This is a genomic window from Paenibacillus baimaensis, assembly GCF_025567575.1.
This window is the reverse complement of record NZ_JAOQIO010000077.1, coordinates 185627-205753: the sequence shown is the minus strand read 5'-3', so window position 1 is coordinate 205753 and position 20127 is coordinate 185627. Positions and strand designations below refer to the sequence as shown.

At 46.2% G+C, this 20127-nt stretch carries 21 protein-coding genes; 7 read left to right on the top strand and 14 right to left on the bottom strand.

The features are described 5' to 3' along the window. Positions 1–112 precede the first annotated feature (112 nt). The 4 genes from OB236_RS18785 to OB236_RS18770 all read right to left on the bottom strand — a co-directional run bounded on the left by OB236_RS18785 (position 113) and on the right by OB236_RS18770 (position 6771). Positions 113–643, bottom strand: coding sequence for an OsmC family protein (locus OB236_RS18785; RefSeq protein WP_262685380.1), 531 nt, complete (start codon positions 641–643; stop codon positions 113–115). A 150-nt stretch (positions 644–793) separates the two neighbouring features. Further along, positions 794–1927 (bottom strand): N-methyl-L-tryptophan oxidase, encoded by a 1134-nt coding sequence (gene solA, locus OB236_RS18780; protein ID WP_262685379.1) that lies wholly within the window; start codon positions 1925–1927, stop codon positions 794–796. A gap of 41 nt (positions 1928–1968) precedes the next feature. Next, positions 1969–2979: a TRM11 family methyltransferase gene (locus OB236_RS18775; protein WP_262685378.1), complete on the bottom strand. Its 1011-nt coding sequence runs from the start codon at positions 2977–2979 to the stop codon at positions 1969–1971. A 228-nt stretch (positions 2980–3207) separates the two neighbouring features. Then, positions 3208–6771, bottom strand: a complete 3564-nt coding sequence (locus OB236_RS18770) for an S-layer homology domain-containing protein (RefSeq protein ID WP_262685377.1) — start codon at positions 6769–6771, stop codon at positions 3208–3210. Between the two features lie 319 nt (positions 6772–7090). Between OB236_RS18770 and OB236_RS18765 the strand changes: the two genes are divergently transcribed. Together OB236_RS18765 and OB236_RS18760 are read left to right on the top strand one after the other, a co-directional pair. Then, complete coding sequence (locus OB236_RS18765) at positions 7091–8032, top strand: AraC family transcriptional regulator (protein ID WP_262685376.1); 942 nt, start codon at positions 7091–7093, stop codon at positions 8030–8032. 261 nt (positions 8033–8293) lie between these two features. Next, positions 8294–9493 carry an MFS transporter gene (locus tag OB236_RS18760; protein WP_262685375.1) on the top strand — a complete coding sequence of 400 codons (1200 nt, stop codon included), beginning with the start codon at positions 8294–8296 and terminating at the stop codon, positions 9491–9493. 116 nt (positions 9494–9609) lie between these two features. On the opposite strand, the gene OB236_RS18755 is transcribed toward OB236_RS18760, so the two are convergent. Together OB236_RS18755 and OB236_RS18750 are read right to left on the bottom strand one after the other, a co-directional pair. Then, positions 9610–10383 (bottom strand): NUDIX hydrolase, encoded by a 774-nt coding sequence (locus OB236_RS18755; RefSeq protein WP_262685374.1) that lies wholly within the window; start codon positions 10381–10383, stop codon positions 9610–9612. A 258-nt stretch (positions 10384–10641) separates the two neighbouring features. Next, positions 10642–10824, bottom strand: coding sequence for a hypothetical protein (locus OB236_RS18750; protein WP_076233272.1), 183 nt, complete (start codon positions 10822–10824; stop codon positions 10642–10644). Between the two features lie 187 nt (positions 10825–11011). On the opposite strand from OB236_RS18750, the gene yhfH reads away from it, so the two are divergent. Next, a complete protein-coding gene (gene yhfH, locus OB236_RS18745) occupies positions 11012–11206 on the top strand; it encodes a protein YhfH (RefSeq protein ID WP_262685373.1) in 195 nt (64 codons plus the stop codon). 34 nt (positions 11207–11240) lie between these two features. Here yhfH and OB236_RS18740 read toward each other — a convergent pair whose 3' ends face one another. Both OB236_RS18740 and OB236_RS18735 read right to left on the bottom strand, forming a co-directional pair. Then, complete coding sequence (locus OB236_RS18740) at positions 11241–11642, bottom strand: hypothetical protein (protein ID WP_262685372.1); 402 nt, start codon at positions 11640–11642, stop codon at positions 11241–11243. Positions 11643–11835: 193 nt separating this feature from the next. Further along, the gene (locus OB236_RS18735; RefSeq protein ID WP_262685371.1) at positions 11836–12168 is read right to left on the bottom strand and encodes a FlxA-like family protein; all 333 of its coding nucleotides are present in this window, start codon (positions 12166–12168) and stop codon (positions 11836–11838) included. Between the two features lie 315 nt (positions 12169–12483). Here OB236_RS18735 and OB236_RS18730 point away from each other — a divergent pair, with 315 nt between their 5' ends. From OB236_RS18730 to OB236_RS18715, 4 genes are read left to right on the top strand one after another with little or no spacing between them, the layout of a single operon-like run. Next, positions 12484–14259, top strand: coding sequence for a hypothetical protein (locus OB236_RS18730; protein ID WP_262685370.1), 1776 nt, complete (start codon positions 12484–12486; stop codon positions 14257–14259). A 50-nt stretch (positions 14260–14309) separates the two neighbouring features. Then, the gene (locus OB236_RS18725) at positions 14310–14816 is read left to right on the top strand and encodes a hypothetical protein (RefSeq protein ID WP_262685369.1); all 507 of its coding nucleotides are present in this window, start codon (positions 14310–14312) and stop codon (positions 14814–14816) included. A 39-nt stretch (positions 14817–14855) separates the two neighbouring features. Further along, positions 14856–15365: a GAF domain-containing protein gene (locus OB236_RS18720; RefSeq protein WP_262685368.1), complete on the top strand. Its 510-nt coding sequence runs from the start codon at positions 14856–14858 to the stop codon at positions 15363–15365. Positions 15366–15398: 33 nt separating this feature from the next. After that, positions 15399–15902 carry a GNAT family N-acetyltransferase gene (locus tag OB236_RS18715; protein WP_262685367.1) on the top strand — a complete coding sequence of 168 codons (504 nt, stop codon included), beginning with the start codon at positions 15399–15401 and terminating at the stop codon, positions 15900–15902. A 13-nt stretch (positions 15903–15915) separates the two neighbouring features. On the opposite strand, the gene OB236_RS18710 is transcribed toward OB236_RS18715, so the two are convergent. The 6 genes from OB236_RS18710 to OB236_RS18685 form a co-directional block, all read right to left on the bottom strand. Further along, positions 15916–16959 (bottom strand): hypothetical protein, encoded by a 1044-nt coding sequence (locus OB236_RS18710; protein ID WP_262685366.1) that lies wholly within the window; start codon positions 16957–16959, stop codon positions 15916–15918. A gap of 201 nt (positions 16960–17160) precedes the next feature. Continuing rightward, entirely contained in the window at positions 17161–18087 is a 927-nt protein-coding gene (locus tag OB236_RS18705; RefSeq protein ID WP_076233264.1) for an SPFH domain-containing protein, read from the bottom strand. Then, positions 18088–18522, bottom strand: coding sequence for an NfeD family protein (locus OB236_RS18700; protein ID WP_262685365.1), 435 nt, complete (start codon positions 18520–18522; stop codon positions 18088–18090). Positions 18523–18830: 308 nt separating this feature from the next. Then, on the bottom strand, positions 18831–19007 hold the full coding sequence (locus tag OB236_RS18695) for an SRPBCC family protein (protein WP_262685364.1): 177 nt from the start codon (positions 19005–19007) through the stop codon (positions 18831–18833). A gap of 68 nt (positions 19008–19075) precedes the next feature. After that, a complete protein-coding gene (locus OB236_RS18690; protein ID WP_262685437.1) occupies positions 19076–19414 on the bottom strand; it encodes a DUF1801 domain-containing protein in 339 nt (112 codons plus the stop codon). Positions 19415–19431: 17 nt separating this feature from the next. Beyond that, positions 19432–20037, bottom strand: a complete 606-nt coding sequence (locus OB236_RS18685) for a TetR/AcrR family transcriptional regulator (RefSeq protein ID WP_262685363.1) — start codon at positions 20035–20037, stop codon at positions 19432–19434. Positions 20038–20127 lie beyond the last annotated feature (90 nt).

The window sequence follows — 20127 nt, the reverse complement described above, 5'->3', positions numbered from 1 at the left end:
CAATTCCTTCTTTCTACCTACGTGATTACACAAAAAAACCGGAAACAACGTACAAAAAAGAGTACGTGCTTCCGGTTGACCGGTCAAAATGGTGAATGAATAAGATATACGATTATGATGAATGAAGGACAACCTCGCCTTTAATCGATTGCGGATTTCTCAACAAGTTAAAGATCGGGCATACACGTTCAACCTGCTCGTGCAGATCGGCTATCTTTTCTGGAGATTCGGAGGAGGTGATATGGAGCTTATAGGCGATATTGTAAGGATAGACTGGAATATCCTCATAACCCGGCTGTCCCGCGAAGGAATGCAATTGTCCGGATACTTCCACTTCCAGGGCATCCAGTGAAACCTGGAGCAGCGCTGCTTGAATTAAGGTAATATGTGTCAGGCAGCTTCCTAGTACACCGAGCTGCAGCTCCGCAGAGTTCGGACCGAGATTATAGCCGGCGTAATCCTCTGGACTATCGCTGATGACTTGAAAATCACGAATACGAATTTCCCTGACTCCACTTCTACCCAGTGCCCTTGCCTTGGCATAGTAAGTTTGCGCTGGGATTTCTTCCAGCTGCAGAGCCTTATCTTTCCGGTCCAGGGCCGCCTGCCTTTTCTGCACCAAGTATTCGTTTAACGTGCTCATTCACCATTCCTCCTAAATTCTTACTAAATCACTATGTATACTACGGATTAAGATTAGCATCAATTTCATTTCCAGTCAATAAGTTACAATAAATTTAATCAATTAACAATTCGTAGTATAAAATGATTTAAAAAGAATTTTATATATAAATCAATAAAATCTGGAAAGTGAAAATGGCTTGAGGTGCTCATTATACACGTTGTTCAGCATCCAATCACTGACGGTCTGCCCAATACTACTGGCAAATTTGAAGCCATGCCCGGAAAAGCCAGAGGCGATATACACATGGGAATATTCTGGATGTTGATCGATAATAAAATGCTCATCCGGTGTCCTTTCATACAGGCATACACTGCCTTTAAGCAGCTTTCCTTCTGCCTTGGGCATAAATTGCTGCAGCAGCTGACGGAATTCAAGCTCATCCGCAGGTCTGCTTCCAAATGGTGCAGTCGGTTGTCTCCCATCCACGATCTCGCCGCCATCGTGCCTGCCGATTTTCAAGCCTGAACCGGAAAAGCTGGGAAATCCATAAAACTCCCCAAATTTCGTGTTAATATTAAAGCCGGGAAAAAAGCGACTATCGAATACAGCTTGTTCCGCCTTCGGTTCAAACCAGGCTATCGGTTTCCTCACTGCTTCTACAGGAAGCTTCAAGTCAGGGAGTATGGTGCCTGAGCGAGCGCCAGCCGTCAGCAAAAGCTGCCGTCCTACATAACGATCGGTTCGGGTTGACACCTCTACGTGCATAGGCTTATAAGCTATCCGTTCGACGGGGCTGTTCACCAGCAGCTTGGCACCATTTTGAATAAACAATTGCTGGAATGATTCTATGATCGCCTCACAGCTCAATACCCCTCCCCGCTGCTCGTACAGACCTCTATATCCCTTTGGGACGGTAAGTCCAGGCCAACGGTATTCCATTTCCTCCGGTGTCAGCACTTCAACGGGCAGCTCAAATTTCCGAGCCTTGAACTCCTTTCCCTGAGTCAAAGGTGAGCTCTCCGGGTCCAGATTCAACACCCCCGTACGATGGAACAACTGCCGGCCCGCTGCTTGCTCAAGCGCCTCCCATTCTCGTTCAGCATGCAGAGCCCAATGAATATACGCATCCTCACCGCTGTAGGCGTGACGAAAGAGCCGAGTTTCCCCATGATGGCTGCCCTCCTTATGAGGAGGCTCAAAAGCATCCAACAGCAGAACGGAAGCTCCTGATCGGGACAAATAATACCCTGCACTTGCTCCCATTGTACCTGCTCCGATAATGATAACATCAAATACGGTCATCCTGTTCCCTCCCTATCTGAGTATACAAACAGCATTCACAACTAATAACAGACCAGAACCTGTCTGGAAAAGCTGCCCTTTCTTACTACACAACGATCGGAGATCGTAAATCCGGCTTGAATAACAAGCGCATCTATCGTTTCTGTCGTGACGATAACGGCTTTAGCCGTAAGTCCTCGTAGACTTTCGAGCATAGACAGCTGATCTGATGGTGACAGGACGGAGCATAGATTATAAGGCAAATCCAGTACGGCCGCATCGTAGCTCCCAGTTAACATACGCATATCCTGGAGAGCGACGACATCCGGAAATCCAAAATGGGCTAGATTCATCCGCGCTCCCCGTACAGCAAGCGGATTGATATCCGTTCCAATCATATGAATACCCATAGATAGTGCCTCGATCAGGACAGTCCCGATGCCGCAACACGGATCAATAGCCGTGATCCCCTCAGGAAAGGGTACTGCGATATTGGCAACCGCGCGCGCCATCCGTGTACTGAGCGCCGTTGAGTATTGCTGCGGCTTGGTATTATGCTTAAGCCAAATGGCTTCATTGGTCATGCACTCACCGAACAGCCAACGTCCATCCAAACAAGTAATTCCAAATAACCTGTCGGGACTACGCATCTCGGCCTTTCCACGAATTCGCGCTCCCACTTCACGCTCTATCTGCCTCTGCTCGTTATAAGGAATAGACTTGTCGAGAGCTGCAAAAACCACTTTGAAGGTTGCACCCTGCAGCTCTATAGCATTCACGGCGGATGCAATAGCTTGAACCGTATTTCCCTCGAAACTCACTGCGAGCCTCTGCTTAATAAATGGACTCCGGCTTGGATCCATACCAATAGAGCTAACCACACAATGGGTGCCCAGGTTAGGCCCTTGGTGATTTAGGCTATATTCGCCTACTCCCCCCGACTCCATGCCGAACAAAGAACGCAGCTCCAACTGACAGAGCTGCGCTTCTTCTTCGTGGCAATTGTACATATACACATAGCTTGGTGCCATGCTGTTTGTTACTTTATCAGGATTATACTGGTATTCTTTCATGGTCACGTTCCATTCTTACGACCTAGGCCGCAGCCATCAGCCGGTTATTTGGTCAAATTCACAGGTTTACCTGCATCCCGTAACTCCAATTTACCAATAATACTACTATAAATGAATTTGCTAGTTCAAGCGAGGTTTAACCTGCTTCAGTACAAATTACGAAGAGGGCTGTCCTTAAAGATCTATTGATCTTAAGTGGCAACCCCCTCTTTCTTATCCTATAAGCCTTTAAAGTCCTAACAGGACATATACAATTTTAGCAGCTTCCGCACGTGTAGCGTCATCGGAATTGGAACTCGGATCGCTGAAGCTTGAATAAGTCGTCAGGATATCCGCATTCTTGCCAAGAATAGCAGCCGCCTTTTGCGTCATTGCCACCAACTGCTGCTTCGTTAACGTCTGGTTCGGGTTGAAATTCCCTGCTTGATCTCGTTCTACAATGCCTTTCCCTGCTGCGGCCACAATAGCCGGATAATCCACGTAGCCAGCTGCGCTCATATCCGTAAAGACAGTGGGTGTATCGGAGTAATCGTTAGGTATTTGAAGAGCTTTCGCAAGCATGACGGTAAAATCGGCTTTGGTAACAATCGCATCCGGTAAATAAAGGCTCGTGGTTCCACCAGCAACAATCCCCTTGGAGGCAACCGTGTTGATAACCGATTGTGCCCAATAATTGGCTTTGACATCATCATAGGTTTTTCCATGGAGTTTCACCACGGTCATCGTATAAGGCTTCAATGTTGTTGTTGTCGAGAACGGATCGACTGGGATCGTAGGGTATGGATTGCTTTTGGGCTCCTGTCTCCATATTGTATAGTCGTTAACAAGAAAATCAGGCACCGGATCGCCGCCATATGACCAGATAGGCATCATTTGCTCACCAGGGAGCGACACCTCTATTTCTTTGTTGGTTCGATTGCTGAACACGACGGTTTTGACGCCATTTTCATCACCTAGACCCCAAGCACCTACGTCATTCACTTTCAGGTCTTTGCCATAAATATAATCAGCTGGCATGACATTGTTCATCATTCTGTAATCGCCGGTCGTCATATTCATATCATAATAATATTCGTTTTCTTTCAGTAATTTTCCGATTTCTCTGAAGGTGTAGTAAGGGGGAAGAACGACCATTCCAGCCTTGTTATTAGCATCAAATCGATCCTGTACGACGCCAAAAAATTGATTGTCAATCAGACAATGATAGGCCGAAATCTGGACCTTGCCGGTTTTAATAAAATTCAAAAATCTTTCCATATAATGCATGGCAAAAGCGGGCGTTTTCCCTAAATGAATTCTTCCTTTTTCGGTCAAATTCGTTTCACCGCCAAAAATGAGTCCGCTAATGCCGCCATATTCCGTAATCCAAATCTCCTTATTCGGGAATTGCTCAGACTGTGCTTTAATTAATTGGTATCTATTTTCATTATTCACAGCAAGAAAGTCCATGAATTTCTCCTGAGTCAAATTATCAAGGTCATGGATGCCTGTGTATTCATGAGGGATTACAGCATCATAACAATCCGGGTTTGCGGCAATGGTCCTGTTCCATTCTTCCCATCTGACATATCGATTATGAGCGGTGTCGACCAAATCAAGTGGGTCGTTGGGCTTATGCGCGTCAGGGTTGCCAACGATGATCGTCTCCTGCCATTTATCCAAGATAACAATGCCTACTTTAATCGTCGGATCGATGTGCTTAATCGCCGTGTACACTTGTCGAGCTTTATACACGTAATTGGTCACCGACGGGAAAGCATTGCCATAATGATTCAGATAAAATTCATTGCCCATTTCGATTCGAATCGGCTGCTGGGACAGACTTCGGATTTGCTGCACCTCATCGATGATATCCTCCACAGACTGATAGGCAACATTGAGCACAAAGGTGCTTGGCAAATTGAGCTCATTAGGGCTCTTAAATATATCATTTAGATAAATGCCATTTTTGCCATTATTTTTACCGTTGACGGAGGTGTACTCGAATCCTGTTGTCACATTCGCATAGCGTGGATCGTTGGCATTGACTAGCGAGCCGTCCTTATACAAATAATAATTGGCCGCAGTACCGTCAGGCACTCGTAAGAGATCTATCCCCAGATCCTTCATCAAGGTAATGTTTCTTGCACTGTACCATTGATCGGATCGACCCAGATCATTCAGTTTGGGATCATTCATGCCATACAGAGCAGATGGAATTGCCTGCTTTGCTCCATAAACGGCAAATGAGGCAGTACTATACGACAACGCTGCGGCCGGAGTGACCGTGACCTGACAAGTTACGATAATGCTGTTATTGGCGGTTACCGCTTGAATCACTGCGCTGCCTGGCGATACAGCTGTAACTGCCCTTGCTTTTGAAGCGCTTCCAGTTAGCTTCACGATTTGTTCGTTGCTACTGCTCCATATGACGCTGTCGTCTTCCAATTCAACATTTTTGGGTTCGTAGATCACTCTCAAATTTTCGGTGTCACCCACACGAAGGTTCATTGTTGTTTTATAGAACTGCAAGCTGTTCAAAATCGGCCCTGTATAAGGGTTATCTGCCGCTGAAGCAAATACCCGCACATCGTCCAAGCTCGGCTTTAATAAATTATGTCCGAAGGTTACCGTTCTTTTGGTGGCTGTGAATAAGCCGGTATATTTGCCCATGGTTTGATAGGCAGTTTCGTCTTTTTTCTTGATTTGCACGATGACCGAATTGCCATCTACCAACAATCGAAAATCGTAACCAACCCCCGACTCTATGATGTAATCAGCAAGCTTCGTCTCGCCAACGATGCCTGATTTGAAAAAAGAGATTTTATTGGATTTCACTAATAACGAATCATAATTGCTGCTTTGACTATCGCCAAGGTCCACTCTCATGAAAGAGCCTGCTGTGGAAACATCGGGAATCACAAGATTAAAGGTTAAGAGAAATTTCGACCATGACTTGCCCTTGATCCGTGCCTTGGATACGGAATTTGCGTCCTTGGCTACAAACCTTCCATCCACATATTGATAGTTCATATAATTCCCTGGTGCCGCATCCCACTTGGCTGTGGCTGTGGCAAAAGTGTCCTCAAAAACAGCAGGCCATGAAGCTGTTAGTTGGTCTACATCGGGAATTTGCGGGAATTCAGCCTCGGGTGAATAGACCTTTACGTTATCCAAGCTTGGCTTTAATAAATTGTGTCCGAAGGTTACCGTCCTTTTCTCAGCTGCAAACAGGTTGGTATACATCCCTATTGTTTGATAGACGGTTTGCTCGTTCTTCTTCATTTGTACGATGACCGAGCTGCCATCAACCAGTATTTTAAAATCGTAACTGACTCCCGGTTCCATCGTGTAATCGGCAAGCTTCGTCTCCCCAACAATGCCTGATTTGTAAAATGATATTTTATTGGATTTCACTAGTAATGAGTCATAATTGCTGCTTTGGCTATCACCTAGGTCAACCCTCATGAAAGCGCCTGCTGTGGAGATATCCGGAATCACGAGATTAAAGGTTAAAAGAAACTGCGACCAATTCCTGCCTTTGATCCTTGCTTTTGAACTGGCATTAGTATCTTTGGCTACAAATCGTCCACTCAAATACTCATAATTCATATAGCTGCCAGAGGGAGCATCCCATTTGGCTGTTGGTGAGGTAAAAGCATCCTCAAAGACTACTGGCCATGAAGCAGATACTTGATCGACATCAGGAATTTCTGTAATTTGTGCAGATACTTGCGGCGGCATTGCGATGATAACACTGAATAATAAAGCGAAAACCATACAGACACTCACGAATCTTGAGAAAACCTTCATTTTCCATCCTCCCATTCGTATCTCAAAGCATTAAAACGCTTACATAATTGCCAACCAAAACAAGCTCCTCGATTTCCTCGCCTAGCCCATACGTATTATCCCCCTTTACCTTGCGTCCCGTGACATTGACATACCGGGTCCAGATGGTCATTGCTGATCAAATGAAGCTTCTTCATTCTTGCAACCTCCTTATTAACGAATGTAATGGTTTCGTCTTAATTGTGAGGCTATTAAGCTTCCTTGTACATTTCTAATTAACACGAATATTTGTCTAATTATGATATGATTACAACATAATCTGAAAGTGAGGTCATGATAAGTGGATGTGGAAGAACTAAAAAGTCTCTTACCTCCAGTCTTTAATCAGATCTGTCAGGAAATAAGAATTAACGATGCTATCATCGAATGGGTTGATATCATTTTCGAGCAAATCGGTACAGCCAGCAAGTGTCCTCCCCACGCTCATACATGGTTTGAGTTCAACTACATATTGTCCGGACACATGGTGACGTGGTTTGGCGATGAGTTTGTCAAAGTTGGGGAAGGCGAATTCTTCCTTATCCCTCCCGGAACGATTCATTCTCATTCCTACACTCGGGGAAATCCACATGAGGGGATATGCTTTAGGTGGCGTATTCGTTGTGCAAGTACGGAGATAGAGGATGTGCAAGGGGAGTCTTTTTGTAAACGCCTGCAACAATTGCATACATGGAAATCCGGCTCTTATCGGGATAATGGTAGTCTGCAGGGCATGCTGGAGCAATTCTTTCACGAAGCTCTGACGGGTCAGTCCGAGCTGGCGCTTCAGCTTCTGCTCATTCATATACTTGAATATCTCTGCCTGCTGCAGCAGTCCATGAAGGGGCAGGTGTCCTCATCCAAAACAGTCAGGGACCCCTTGGTGCGGAAAGTGGAGGTCTATTTAGAAGATTTTCAAAGCAATCGTCTGAACGTAGGCGAGCTGGCTGCTTCCCTGCACATGAGCTACGGTCACCTGTCTCGTCAGTACAAGAAGCTTACTGGACAAACGATCGTCAATCGCATGAACCATATTCGCTTGGAGAAGGCCAAAGAATTAATGAAGCTGCCAAGTCTCCGCATAGCCGAAATAGCTGAACAAGCTGGCTTTGCTGATTTATGCTACTTCAGCAGAGCCTTTAAAAAGCAATACGGGGCGAGCCCTCAGAACTATCGGAGGCAACAGGCTGCTACTTCCGCAAATGTGCCGCAACCACTTGCTACCGGAGATTCTCTCCCATAAGCATCAGCGTATAACTCTGTGATAATCGTATCAATACGCATTAGGTTAATCCGTCGGGAATGTCATCATGTTCTTACCGCTTATTCTCGTATTCCGCGGTGCAACTATTTCTAAAGTCGCACTGTTTACTTTTTCTTTATAAGAAATATCTTGCTTATACTCTCAAAAAATTTAATAATATGAAACAGGTCTTTTGAAAGGCACTGCAGGATTACGATTGGAGCATTATTATTCACCGCAGAAAGGTTGATATTTGACATCATGGAATTATCTCAACGAGTTACCAAGGAACAAACAACCAAAGGAACGTTCCCCATCTCTATACTTTCTCTTACCGTTGGTGCCTTTGCCATTGGAATGACTGAATTTGTCATCATGGGTCTTCTGCCTAATGTAGCAGAGGATTTGCAGGTCAGCATCTCATCTGCAGGACAACTCATTACCATGTATGCCCTTGGGGTAGCAATCGGTGCCCCTATACTGACCGTACTCACCCACCGAATCCCGCAAAAGAAACTATTATGCCTGCTTATGGTTTTATTTATTCTCGGCAACGGAATCTCTGTTTTCGCGCCTAGCTATGCGGTTATGATGGGAGCCCGTATAATAACCGCATTGACGCATGGGACATTCTTTGGTGTTGGGGCTGTTATCGCCTCCAATCTTGTACGTCCTGACAAACGTGCCGGGGCCGTATCCATTATGATGGCTGGTCTAACCATTGCAAATATAATCGGTGTTCCGCTGGGGACATTTATCGGTCAACACATGGGGTGGCGATCTTCATTTGGTGCAATTGCGATCATGGGAGTCATAGCCTTGATTGGCATCCTTATCTTCATACCACAAATCCGGCAAGACAAACCAGCTAGTGTCTTCCTGCAAATTAGATCACTTATCAGGCCTAAGCTGCTTCTATACCTGCTGATCGGAGCACTGGGCAACGCCGGCTTATTTAGCGTATTTACTTATATTACGCCACTGCTTACGCAAGTCACCGGTTTTGCCGAGCATAGTGTTACTTGGATATTAATCCTATTCGGCTGTGGAGTGACCCTTGGCAACATCGTCGGAGGAAAACTTGCGGATTGGAAACTGATGCCATCCGTCTTAGGACTTTACTTTACGATATGTGTCCTCCTTACCCTCTTCACCTTTACCATCTATAGTCCAACAGCTGCTGTATTGACCATTTTTCTGTGGGGAGCTGCTTCCTTCGCTGTGTTTCCGGGGCTGCAAGTACGGGTTATGAGCCTTGCACAGGCGGCGCCAGCGCTTGCCTCTACCTCCAGTCATTCAGCTGGTAATTTGGGAAATGCAGCTGGTGCTTTCATTGGTGGATGGGTTATTACTCATCTGGCTATAACATCCCTCCCTTGGGTTGGTGCCGTGCTCGTAGGGCTGGCTCTGATTTTGGGAATTGCTTGCTATATCGCAGAACGCAAGCAAGTTGAGGCATAATTTTTTTCCCAAATATGATACAAACAGCCTCTGCTTCGATGAGAAGTAGAGGCTGTTTGCGGCATACGGAATTCGGAGGGCTTTGGTTGGACACGGAAACAGATCACATCCATGAACTAGCTGTATAAGGAAAGCCTTGGCATGCTTCCTGTGAATCGATACAGCTGTGCGGCTCGCTGTGAAAACTCATTGGACTTCTTAGGTTCTCCCTTAGTATCCAGCACAGGCTCCAATACGCCGCTGCGGCTCTGGGTCGATTTCATTTTACGAATAAAATTGGCTTCCTCAAAATCAGGTACAACCGTTTGAATCACCTGATACAGCTCGCTGAGCGTGAACTCGTCGGGAAGAAACTCTTTGGCAATCGAGGTGAGTAGCATTTTGCTGCGAATCTGTTCCACGGCGTCCTGAATAATCTGCTGATGGTCAAAAGCAAGTTCAAGTCCAGGTCGCCCCAGCTCATTGACAGCAAACAGCCCTACATCTGCCGCATCATCAGCCGCTTTGCGCTGAGCCAGAAAATCCTCGTGCACGAGAGCAAAAAAAGCATGTGAAATAATCCACCCCCGCGGATCGCGCCCCGGCTTGCTATACACGTTAAAATATTCCATATGGACATCCCTGACACCCGTCTCTTCTTCCAGCTCCCGTCTTCCCGTCTCATACATCGATTCCTTGTCATTCGAGAAGCCCCCTGGCAGCGCCCACATCCCCTCGAAGGGCCAAAGCTTGCGCTTGATCAGCAGCACCTTCAACTCCCGCTTGGGCAGCGACTTGGTTGTACGATTGGTATGCTCAGCCGTTATTGTGAAAATAACAATATCCGCAGGCGCACCGTCCGGTGTGCGATATTTTCCAACTGTATAGCTCGAAGCGTTCTCTTCTGTCAAATCGCTCTCCCCTTATATTCAATTCGATATTTTCATTATGACATTTATAAATAATTTGTCAATCTATTTCTATTGTACCAAAAAAACATCAGTCGTTCCTTGCATAGAAAAAAGCTCTGGATTACCTACAAATGTAGATGATCCAAAGCGTTGTTCCCAAGATGGTTTCAAATTTTCAATCATGTAATGTCAGATTCATCCAAAACATGGGGAAGCCCTTATTGGCTTCCCTTTTATCTAACCTCGCGCAGCCTGTTCCTACTGCTTGTCCCGTATTTTTTTAGCGATAAATTCAATGATTCCAGAGATCATAACAACGAGCGATAACACGCCCAATGCGTAAGGGGCAACCAGAGGAATGACTCGCAAATCGGAAATATGAATCAACCGCAAAAATAACGGGTACATCAGCATCAGGATGATAAAAATGATCAGTTTCATCAGGCTCTCCTCTAACACAGCTGTAGGAATATAGGGGGTTTTCGACAACTTCAGCGTGTATTCATCAGCGATAGTATATCATTGGTTACGCTTATTCGACAAATTGGAAAATAGTTTTTGAAGCGCTTACATTTAATCTTTCATTTGTGTTATAGTAGTAGTATCATGAACAAAGGGAGTGAATCGCATGTTAATGCGTACGACCGAGTTTTATGAATCGTTACCCGCCAAATGTTGTGATACGTGCAGCGAGAAGATGGAAGAAATGGCCGATTGCTACAGCAATACCTGTACCAAATGCCAAGGCCTGACCTTCTATCCACTCAGTCCCTTGTCAACTTCAGGAGCTTTACCCATCCGCAGCAATCCATTCATCGAGTAAAGCTCAAACGCCCAGATCCCAGGGCGTTTTTTTGTTAATCTACAACCCGCGCAACCTGTCCCCCGCACTCCGCGCAGGCCCCTTTAAGAACCAGACCGGATCGTTCACTATATATAGTATAATCACGAATGAGAACAGCTTTGGCGCACTTTCCGCACCAGACATTTTCGACGATGGCCTCACGGATATTAACTGGAATTTCCATCCATTCTTTCCACACGTTCAGTTGTACGACGCTTGTGCTTTCTTTATGATCCTCATTAGGGAAAATCGTCAGAATGACAGGACCTTCCTTCAGCTTGGAGCCCAAATACTCCTGAACCTCTTCACTTCTCTTATAGCTTTCCACCAAAAGCTTCATCATTTCCTGCTTTGACAGCTGATTCAGCTTGCTTTTTAGCTCTGATATTTTCATCTTCGCTTTTTTGTCGCTCATCGGTCTCACCTGTCCTTTAGACTATTGTACCATGCCGTGAATACAGCGTTAAGTGGTTGTGCTTACCAGAAGTCAAAAAACGGATTTGGCTGCAATACGAAAAATCCCCCTACGACAGTAGGAGGATTGCTTGAATGATCGCCTGAATGAAAACTATATTCTGGGACACCCGTTATTTGTCCAGCGGCTAAGCTTAAATACGAATATCTATGCTGCTATCAGGATTAGTGCTGGTATTGATGTCCTTATTGTTACTATTATTGCTTGTAATATCCTTTGTATGGGTTTGGGCTTGGCTTCCACTGCTCGAGTTCGATTTCTTTTGTGCAATTTGTGCTTCTATTTGTTGGATCTGCTGCTGATATTGCTGTACCTTTGCCTGTTTAGTTTTTACATCGTCTTTGCTTGCGTTTTCCTCCTTTATTTGTTGCTCCAGCTTAGTCTTTTGTTTTTCAAGGTTAGTCGTGTCATTGGTACTTGTTGAATATGAATAATTGCCGCTTTGCGATACTGATGATATACTCATTCGTTTTCCCCCTCTCTATGCAAAAATGAAGTTTACTGTAAAGCATCAGCCTGCTGTAAGTTGTGTGCCAACGATACGAATTAGGTTTGTATTCAGAAAGCCCACATTATATGTATCGATTTTTAAATTGAACGCTGGCTGAATTTTATCTGAAGGTATACTTAAAATTGTTCTCAAAAACCACCTTCGCCGCGAAGTGATACTTATATATTTGCATGAGTAAAAATGCTGATTCGGGTAGACAACGCAAGGGTATAAACGGTATATTGTGAGTGATTCCTAATCAGGTACAATGTGGAAAAGCGAGGAAAACCTATGACATTTCAGTATGGCTCTAACGATCCGCAAATTAAAAATCCGTTTAAACGGGAAGGCCTTCTTTATCTCGCAAGCGGTACGATAATCCTCCTGTTAGGCGTACTGTCGCTTTTTGCTTTGCGCAATCAAATGGTAGAAACCGGTCAGGCTGCAGGATGGATGAATCTGGTTATTTGCCTGATTTTGCTTGCTGGCGGTGTCGCTTATGTAACCAAGGGTTTGATGCAGATTTTTCGCTTCTATGTCGGCCGGGGTATTCCGTCCAGCATTAGCCGCAATGTGGCACGAAGTGAAAAGCATGTCTTTGAAGCTAATCTGGTTTACCAGCCTGAAGAGCTGGATCAAATGCTAACCGGAAGGAAAAATATTACGTTTCGGGAGCCTTCCACACTGCTGGATCGAATGATCTACAGTATATTTCCGAAAATGATTTTTTTGCCTTACTCCATGCGCAATTTCATGCATGTCCTTATTCAAAATACGGGTTATTCCTTGATCGCCTTACTCTTTTACTGGCTGGCGCTGCTGTCGGGTTCACTGGGTCTTACCCAATTGTCCCAATCATCCTTCAGCAGCTGGCTGGGAATTGGGCTGTCCGTTGGTTTATTACTGCTGTGGCTGTTCAACAAGCTCTCCGCCAAGCATACGAACAGCTTTCGTTTATTAGGAAGCAAGGGCAGTATCGTATGGGTGATTGTCCTTAGTATTCTCGTTCCCGCCGCAGGAGAGCTGGCCATTCGACAAGGTATTGAATTTCCGGATGCGCCTTTTCATCCAGTTCTGCATCTGATTGCGCTTTATCTGATCATACCGCTCCTTGCAGCAGCGAGCATCGTCTTGGCCAAATTCCGCTCCGAGCTTTATGAGCCAATGACCGAAATTTCGGAGTTCCGCGAGCATTGGCAGGAAAATGTGCATCCCAAGGATTTTTTCAGATCGCTAGATATGGAGCTTGCCAATCTGCGGTATAAGGAATTTCCGAATCGGGTTTACCGTGAGCTCAGCCCGAACCTGAATATGGAAGGCAGTATGGATAAAGGCAGCTTCGTCGGCGACACCATTCAGGAAACTCAGCCTGTTTATGAGGAGATTGCTTATCCTCCCTTGTTTCAACAGCTGCGGCTCTACATAGCGATAGCTGGACATGTGCTGGTCGTGCTGTCTGCCGTATTGTTATTCTTTCTCAATCGTCAGTATATCGATGGTCTGGTCTGGAGCCGCTTGTTTGACGGGATCTATTTTCCGCTTTTACTGTGGATATTCGGCAGCGCGGCTCAGACTCTTGCCCACCTCTACTGGGCGGAAATGCATTTTACAAGCTACCTGATTCATTTCCAGGGTGAAGGCACCTATACCGAATCCAAACTGTCCGTAGGCATGGCGATCACTGATTCGACGCGAAGCGAGAACACAGTCGTCCGCACCTCCTTCAGTCCCTGGCTGTTGGTCACCCGATTGGTAACAAGCACACAGGCAAGCTCCGGTTCGGGCAATCTGGCAGGACCGCGTTTTGTGACCAGTATGCATAAAGCGGACGATTTACTGGACCACCTTGTAGGCAAAATCCGGCGGTATCTCGGTGAACGTGAAATCATCGCCACGACGGTTTCGAATAAGGATTTGCAATCGATTCAAACCTTGTATGCCTTCAACGAAGCAGCTCCATCCAAGCAAGCCGCCACAAATCTGGAAGGGCCGGAGCTCAAGAAGTCCATTAGCCGCAGCGGTGATACAGACCAGGATGGGCGCAAGGATGAGGACGGCGAGAAATAATCACAACCTGTGCAGAGTCAGAAATCGTGAACCTGGGGTGAGATGAGAGAATGTGGAGACTTTCTATGCTCGTACTGCTCGTTGGGCTCTTGACGCTAACAGTGATCGGATGTAACAAAGAGATTACCGTTGATGAACAAGCAGCCGCAGCCTACGTCAAGGCACAAGGTTATACCATTATGAAAAGTAACGGTCAAATCGATACTTATACGTTAGAAAAAAGTAAAATATCCGGGCCTATGGAGTCAACGCCCTATCAACAAGCATGGGGGGTACAAAAGGTCGAGCCCGATCCGTATTTTGGAAAAGCTATAACCGTATACGGGTTCACAGTCGCCAACCATCCATTGGAAAAGATATACCACTCGAACACCAAGGTTTCGATCATGCTCTGTGAAGGTAAGGTGATCGGTGGCACTTCATTCCCTGATGATAATGGAGCCATGATCCGGGCAGGTGCGCCTTACTCGATAGACGGCAAAACTCTGGAGGAAGTCACCGGTATAACTTTTATAGAATGGATGGCAAATTGGAAAAAGAAGTACGGAAGTTCGTAACATAACAATAATTAGCAAATCTTTTAGGAGGTTGATTTCATGTTTCAACCCAAGCATTACGAAGGGAGTCCGGAAGAACGGTACACCCTGCTGCTGCGCCAATTGGATGCTTTAATTGAAGACGAGCCGGACCTTATCGCCAATCTCGCTAATGCCTCCGCTCTTCTCGGGCAATTTCTGGAAACCATTAACTGGGTCGGCTTCTATTTGCTGAATGACGATAACACACTTGTTCTCGGGCCGTTTCAGGGCTTGCCTGCCTGCACCCGCATTACCTACGGTAAGGGAGTCTGCGGAACTGCTGTTGCACATAAACGCACGCAGCGTGTGGACGATGTCCATCTGTTTCCGGGCCATATTGCGTGTGATGCTGCTTCAAGGTCAGAGCTCGTCATTCCCTTGTTCCGCCACAACACGCTTATAGGTGTGCTCGACATCGACAGCCCTGTTGAAGCCCGATTCACGGAAACGGACCAATATTTCCTGGAGCAGTTTTGTCAGCGCCTGACAGCTGATTTTGCAACTGAACGGCAGGAAGCCGCCGAATGATCATTATCTGTTTGGACAATTGGAGGTCTACACATGCACAATGAATACCAGATCGTGGACGCAAAGCTTGAGGATTTGAATACCATTATCGACATATACAACTCAACCATAGCCGGAAGACAGGTAACCGCAGATTTGGAGCCAGTGACTGTGGAAAGCAGACTTCCATGGTTTGAGGAGCATTCTCCCGATTTCAGACCATTATGGGTGGTGAAGCATGAGGATCAAATAGTCGCGTGGTTGAGCTATCAGTCGTTTTACGGCAGACCTGCCTATAACGCAACAGCGGAGATCAGTGTCTACATCGCGGGGTCCTACAGGTCGAAGGGGCTCGGAGGCCTGTTAATCGCAAAAGCCATCGAGGAGGCTCCCAGACTCCACCTACATACTTTAGTCGGTTTTGTATTCGCACATAACGAGGCGAGTCTGGCGCTTCTCCGCAAATTCCAGTTTGAACAATGGGGGTATATGCCGCGGATTGCTAATTTGGATGGCATCGAAAGAGATTTGGTCATTTTGGGAAAAAGACTTGATTAATGCTAGGTCACTATTATTCCTCCGCGATGTCCAGGTTCGCTAACAGAATTGCCTCTGTGGTGTCCCAGAGTTGGGGCAGGAACTCGATCACATCCTCGGCACGGCGGAGGAGCGTATCCGTAGAAGTGATGCCGAGGTCGTTGATGATCGCATTAAAGGCTGGACGGTGTGCATCCAACAGTTCCGGCGGGGCGTCTGCGGCCAGAATCTTGTGGCAGCGGGCAAAGGTTGCAACGATCCAGAAGACCGCTTCGCGATGATCACCAGCCTGTATAAGCTCACGGCTTCCGTCGATTGCGACCGATCGCGTTGTGGCGGTGATGTCAGTGCTGAAGAAGAACGGTGTTTGAGCCACAGCCGCAGCGGCGTCGAAGGTTTGTTCAAGCTCAGTGAGATGATGTTCAACACGTTCGGGGGTCAGATGGGCGCAGCCGAGCAAATTCAGCAGCTCCAAGTATAGGCCATCATGGCCATAATCCATAAGCACTTTGCGCGCGGCAAGATAGCGCAGCCGCACAGTGGGATTACGAAGGGCAGCCACCAGCAGGACGTGCGTGGTCACGCCTGTCGGAAATAACCAGGACGTCACCTGATCATGCAGTGGGGCCGTGATGTCGATGGTCCGCAGCCCATGCTCGATCTTTTGCCGAACGTTATCGCATCGACGGCGCACCCATACCCGATCAGCAAAATGGCGAGATACCTCTGATTGTAAGCTGCGCAAATGTCCGGTAGGGTCGGCAATGATCGTATCCACACAAAAGCTGCCTGCCAGGTGATAGGACGTCAGAACCTCCTCGACCGAGGCGAATTGCTTCCAGGACAAATAAGTAGCCTCTAATAGTGTGCCGCGGTAGATGAACTTCCCCAGCTTAAGAGGAGGCTCATCCTCTGCGGTGACGATCACAACGTCTATGTCGGAGGCCGCCGGCAGCTCTGAGTCATCTGACAATCCGATCGTCGAACCACTGAAATACGCACCTTGAAACCCATCCTCCCGACTGGCGTGCTGCAGGACCCAATCAGTCGCAGCAGCTCTTGCAGACCCGACTCTCATAGACAACACACCTCACTTGCACCAAACTTTAATACCTTAGGATTTGCCATATGAACTACCTCCAGCGAATTTTTGAATACGATTCAAACTGATAGTTTATGATACAAAAATTTCAACAATAAAGGGCCGCATCTCGTTAAGATACAGCCTTTTTTTGCTTGATTCTATCTACTTATGCTTCATCTTGTGCTGTGAATCCAGTTACTCTTTGGCTCTAAATATTTCCCCAATCGCCCCGATACTTCCGAGCGTTTCAATAGCTTTGGTAGGAATGAATATTTTGTTGGCAGGTCCTTTGGAGATCTCGCTCAACGTCTCTAAAGAACGGTACGCAAGCACGTTTTCGTCAAGCCCTGCTGAGCGCAGCAGCTCAATCCGATTTTTCTCCGCTTCGGCAATCGCCTGGATCGCCTTTGCCTGTCCTAATGCCTCGAGCTCCTGAGCTTGGCGTAATCCCTCAGCTTGACGAATTCTGGCTTCTTTATCCCCTTCAGCCTTGAGGATTTTCCCCTGCTTGTCGCCTTCTGCCCGTAGAATCATATCCTGCTTGGCAGCTTCCGCTTCCAGAACAATCGCACGTTTACTACGTTCTGCCTTCATTTGTTTGTCCATCGACTCTTGAATATCGAGCGGCGGTTGAATATCGATAACTTCGACACGCTCAATACGCACGCCCCATTTTTCCGTTGCTTCATCAAGTGCGATCCGAATTTCGCTGGATATTTTCTCACGTCCGGATAAGGTTTCATCCAGCTCCAGCTTACCGATAATCTGCCTCATGGTCGCTGTACTAATATTACGAACCCCATATACATAATCCGAAATTCCATAAGTAGCCTGCTCAGGACCTACCACCTGATAAAAGATGATCGTATCGATCTTCACCTGAACATTATCCTTCGTGATCACCGTTTGTGGTGGAACATTCGCCTGCTGCACACGTAAATCATGATGCACACGTACCTGATCGACAATCGGGATCAAAATATTCAGTCCTGGCGTCAACAGTCGGTTATATTTCCCAAGTCTCTCCACAACGGCAACACGCTGCTGCGGTACGATTTTAACCGTTAATGCAACAAAAACAATGACAAGAATCAAAATAATAATAGCAACAGTAGCAGCCATTTATGAAATACCTCCCCATTTTTGTACTTCTATTATTGTATTACCCCGCTCGACAACAATGACAATTTCATCCTTTAACAGCTGTTCATTTGAAGAAGCACTCCATGTTTCATTGCCTACCTTCACAATCCCATGCTTGCCTGGTTCGATAGTCTCCAGCACAATCCCCTGCTTGCCAATCATCTCGTCAATAACGTCCTTAAATCCTCTGGATGTACGAAAGCGTCGTGTGAGCGGTTTCGTAAAAAAGGTGAGAATAAGAGCTGTCAGACAACCTGCCAATATTTGCAGCACAAATGCATCAGGAGCTATCCAGGCCACAGCAGCAGCCACAACCGCGCCTAGTCCAAGCCAAAGTAAGTAAAATGTGAATGTCAGCATCTCCACAACCAGCAGTATCCCGCCAATGATGAGCCAGATCGACCATAATTCCATTTTATACACCACCCCTCTTGCCTTCCTAATTATCGTTCATTAGTGCCTTACACTAGTTTATTCGCTAGCAAGTAACTTCTTTCCTCTTTTCTATAGAGAAATAGTGCAAATTTACCAACAAATTGCGACAAGTTGCATGTGTCATGAGAAAATAAAGTAGACTGACGCGAAAAACGAAACAGCAGCAGCCATGGACGAGAAAATAAAGTCCTAGACTGCTGCTGTTTTATTGAACAAACGTTCCCAGCTGAAACGTAATGTTCAAAGTGATTAAGGTTTTTTGGGCCGATTAACTTTTTTATCGCATTCTACTTCAGAGGGACAAGATAGTTGGCAAGTTGATCGAAAGTACCCTCAAGACCTTGTTGAAGCATTGGAGCCATACCGTTGTAGGTTTCTTGTTCCTCAGCGGAAGCGTTCACAGGGCCACCTTTCAGTTTTAAAACAGTTTTACCTTCGTCATCTTCTAGCGTGATGATATTCATAATTTCAAGTGGCCAACTCGCGCTAAAAGGCGCTCGGACCGTATTGCCTTGCTCATCGGCCTACTTTGCTACAGAGTGTTTGAAGCTTGAACCAGAAGATCGGCCAGGAGATCGTAATCGGGTGTATCCTCTTTACGGATTTTTAACCATCTCCTCTCTTCTGGCCCTTCAAATCCTTTCGGAAACGTAAGGCCGGAAGAATTCATGATCATGAATGCAATGGTATCTTTCGATGGTGATATAACCGCCGCATAGTGTCCATTTTTCAGGAAATGGGGCTTCTTGTACTGAATGCGTTCTTCGGCTTCCGGAATAACCTGATGGACCATCTGGCGTAGTTGGTTGCTGACCTCGATTTGCCATGGTTGACTGAGGTTCTCGATAAATGCGGAAACTTCCTGATTCATCATTTCTTTTGCCGCTCCTATTCACAGTTTATTTTGGAAAGAGTTAGAGACTGGACGAAGATTTTCACGTTCTCTTGTATGAACTGATCGAGACTGATATCAGGATAATTGTTACCAGCTTCCAAATCGTTAATGAACGCGCCATATTGAGCCATCAAGAATGTAAACGCCTGCATGGTGGGGTTCGTACAGACTATATTTCCTTTTTCGCACATCGTTATAAAGTAATCTGTCAGATACGTCAACAGTTGGCGAGGATGTTGCAGTCGACGTTCTTTAAAGCCGGGGATATGGACCTCATCTTTTAAGGCGATCAGAATCAGCTTTCGGTCTCGGTTCATGATGTCATGATACTTTTTACTGATGGCTAGCAGGTCGATCTCTAACTCCCATACAATCTGCTCGTTGAAGAGTACTCGCATCTCTTCGGCATACTGAAATCGTTCAAGGGCGGCTTCAAGTAAATTTTGCTTGCTACCGAAATGTCGAAAAAGCGTCTTTTCGCTTAAATCGGCAGATGAAGCGATTTCCTCTGTCGTGACGCCGTGGTAGCCTTTCTCCGAGATTAGGTCGATCGCAGCCCGTAACAATTTCTCCGTGCTCCCTTGCTTAGTTTGACGCATGATCAACTCCCTTTCTGTAGATTACCGAATGTCTGTCAGTGGTGACTGACATTATAATATTACAAATTTATCCTCTCGTCAAGAGACCTG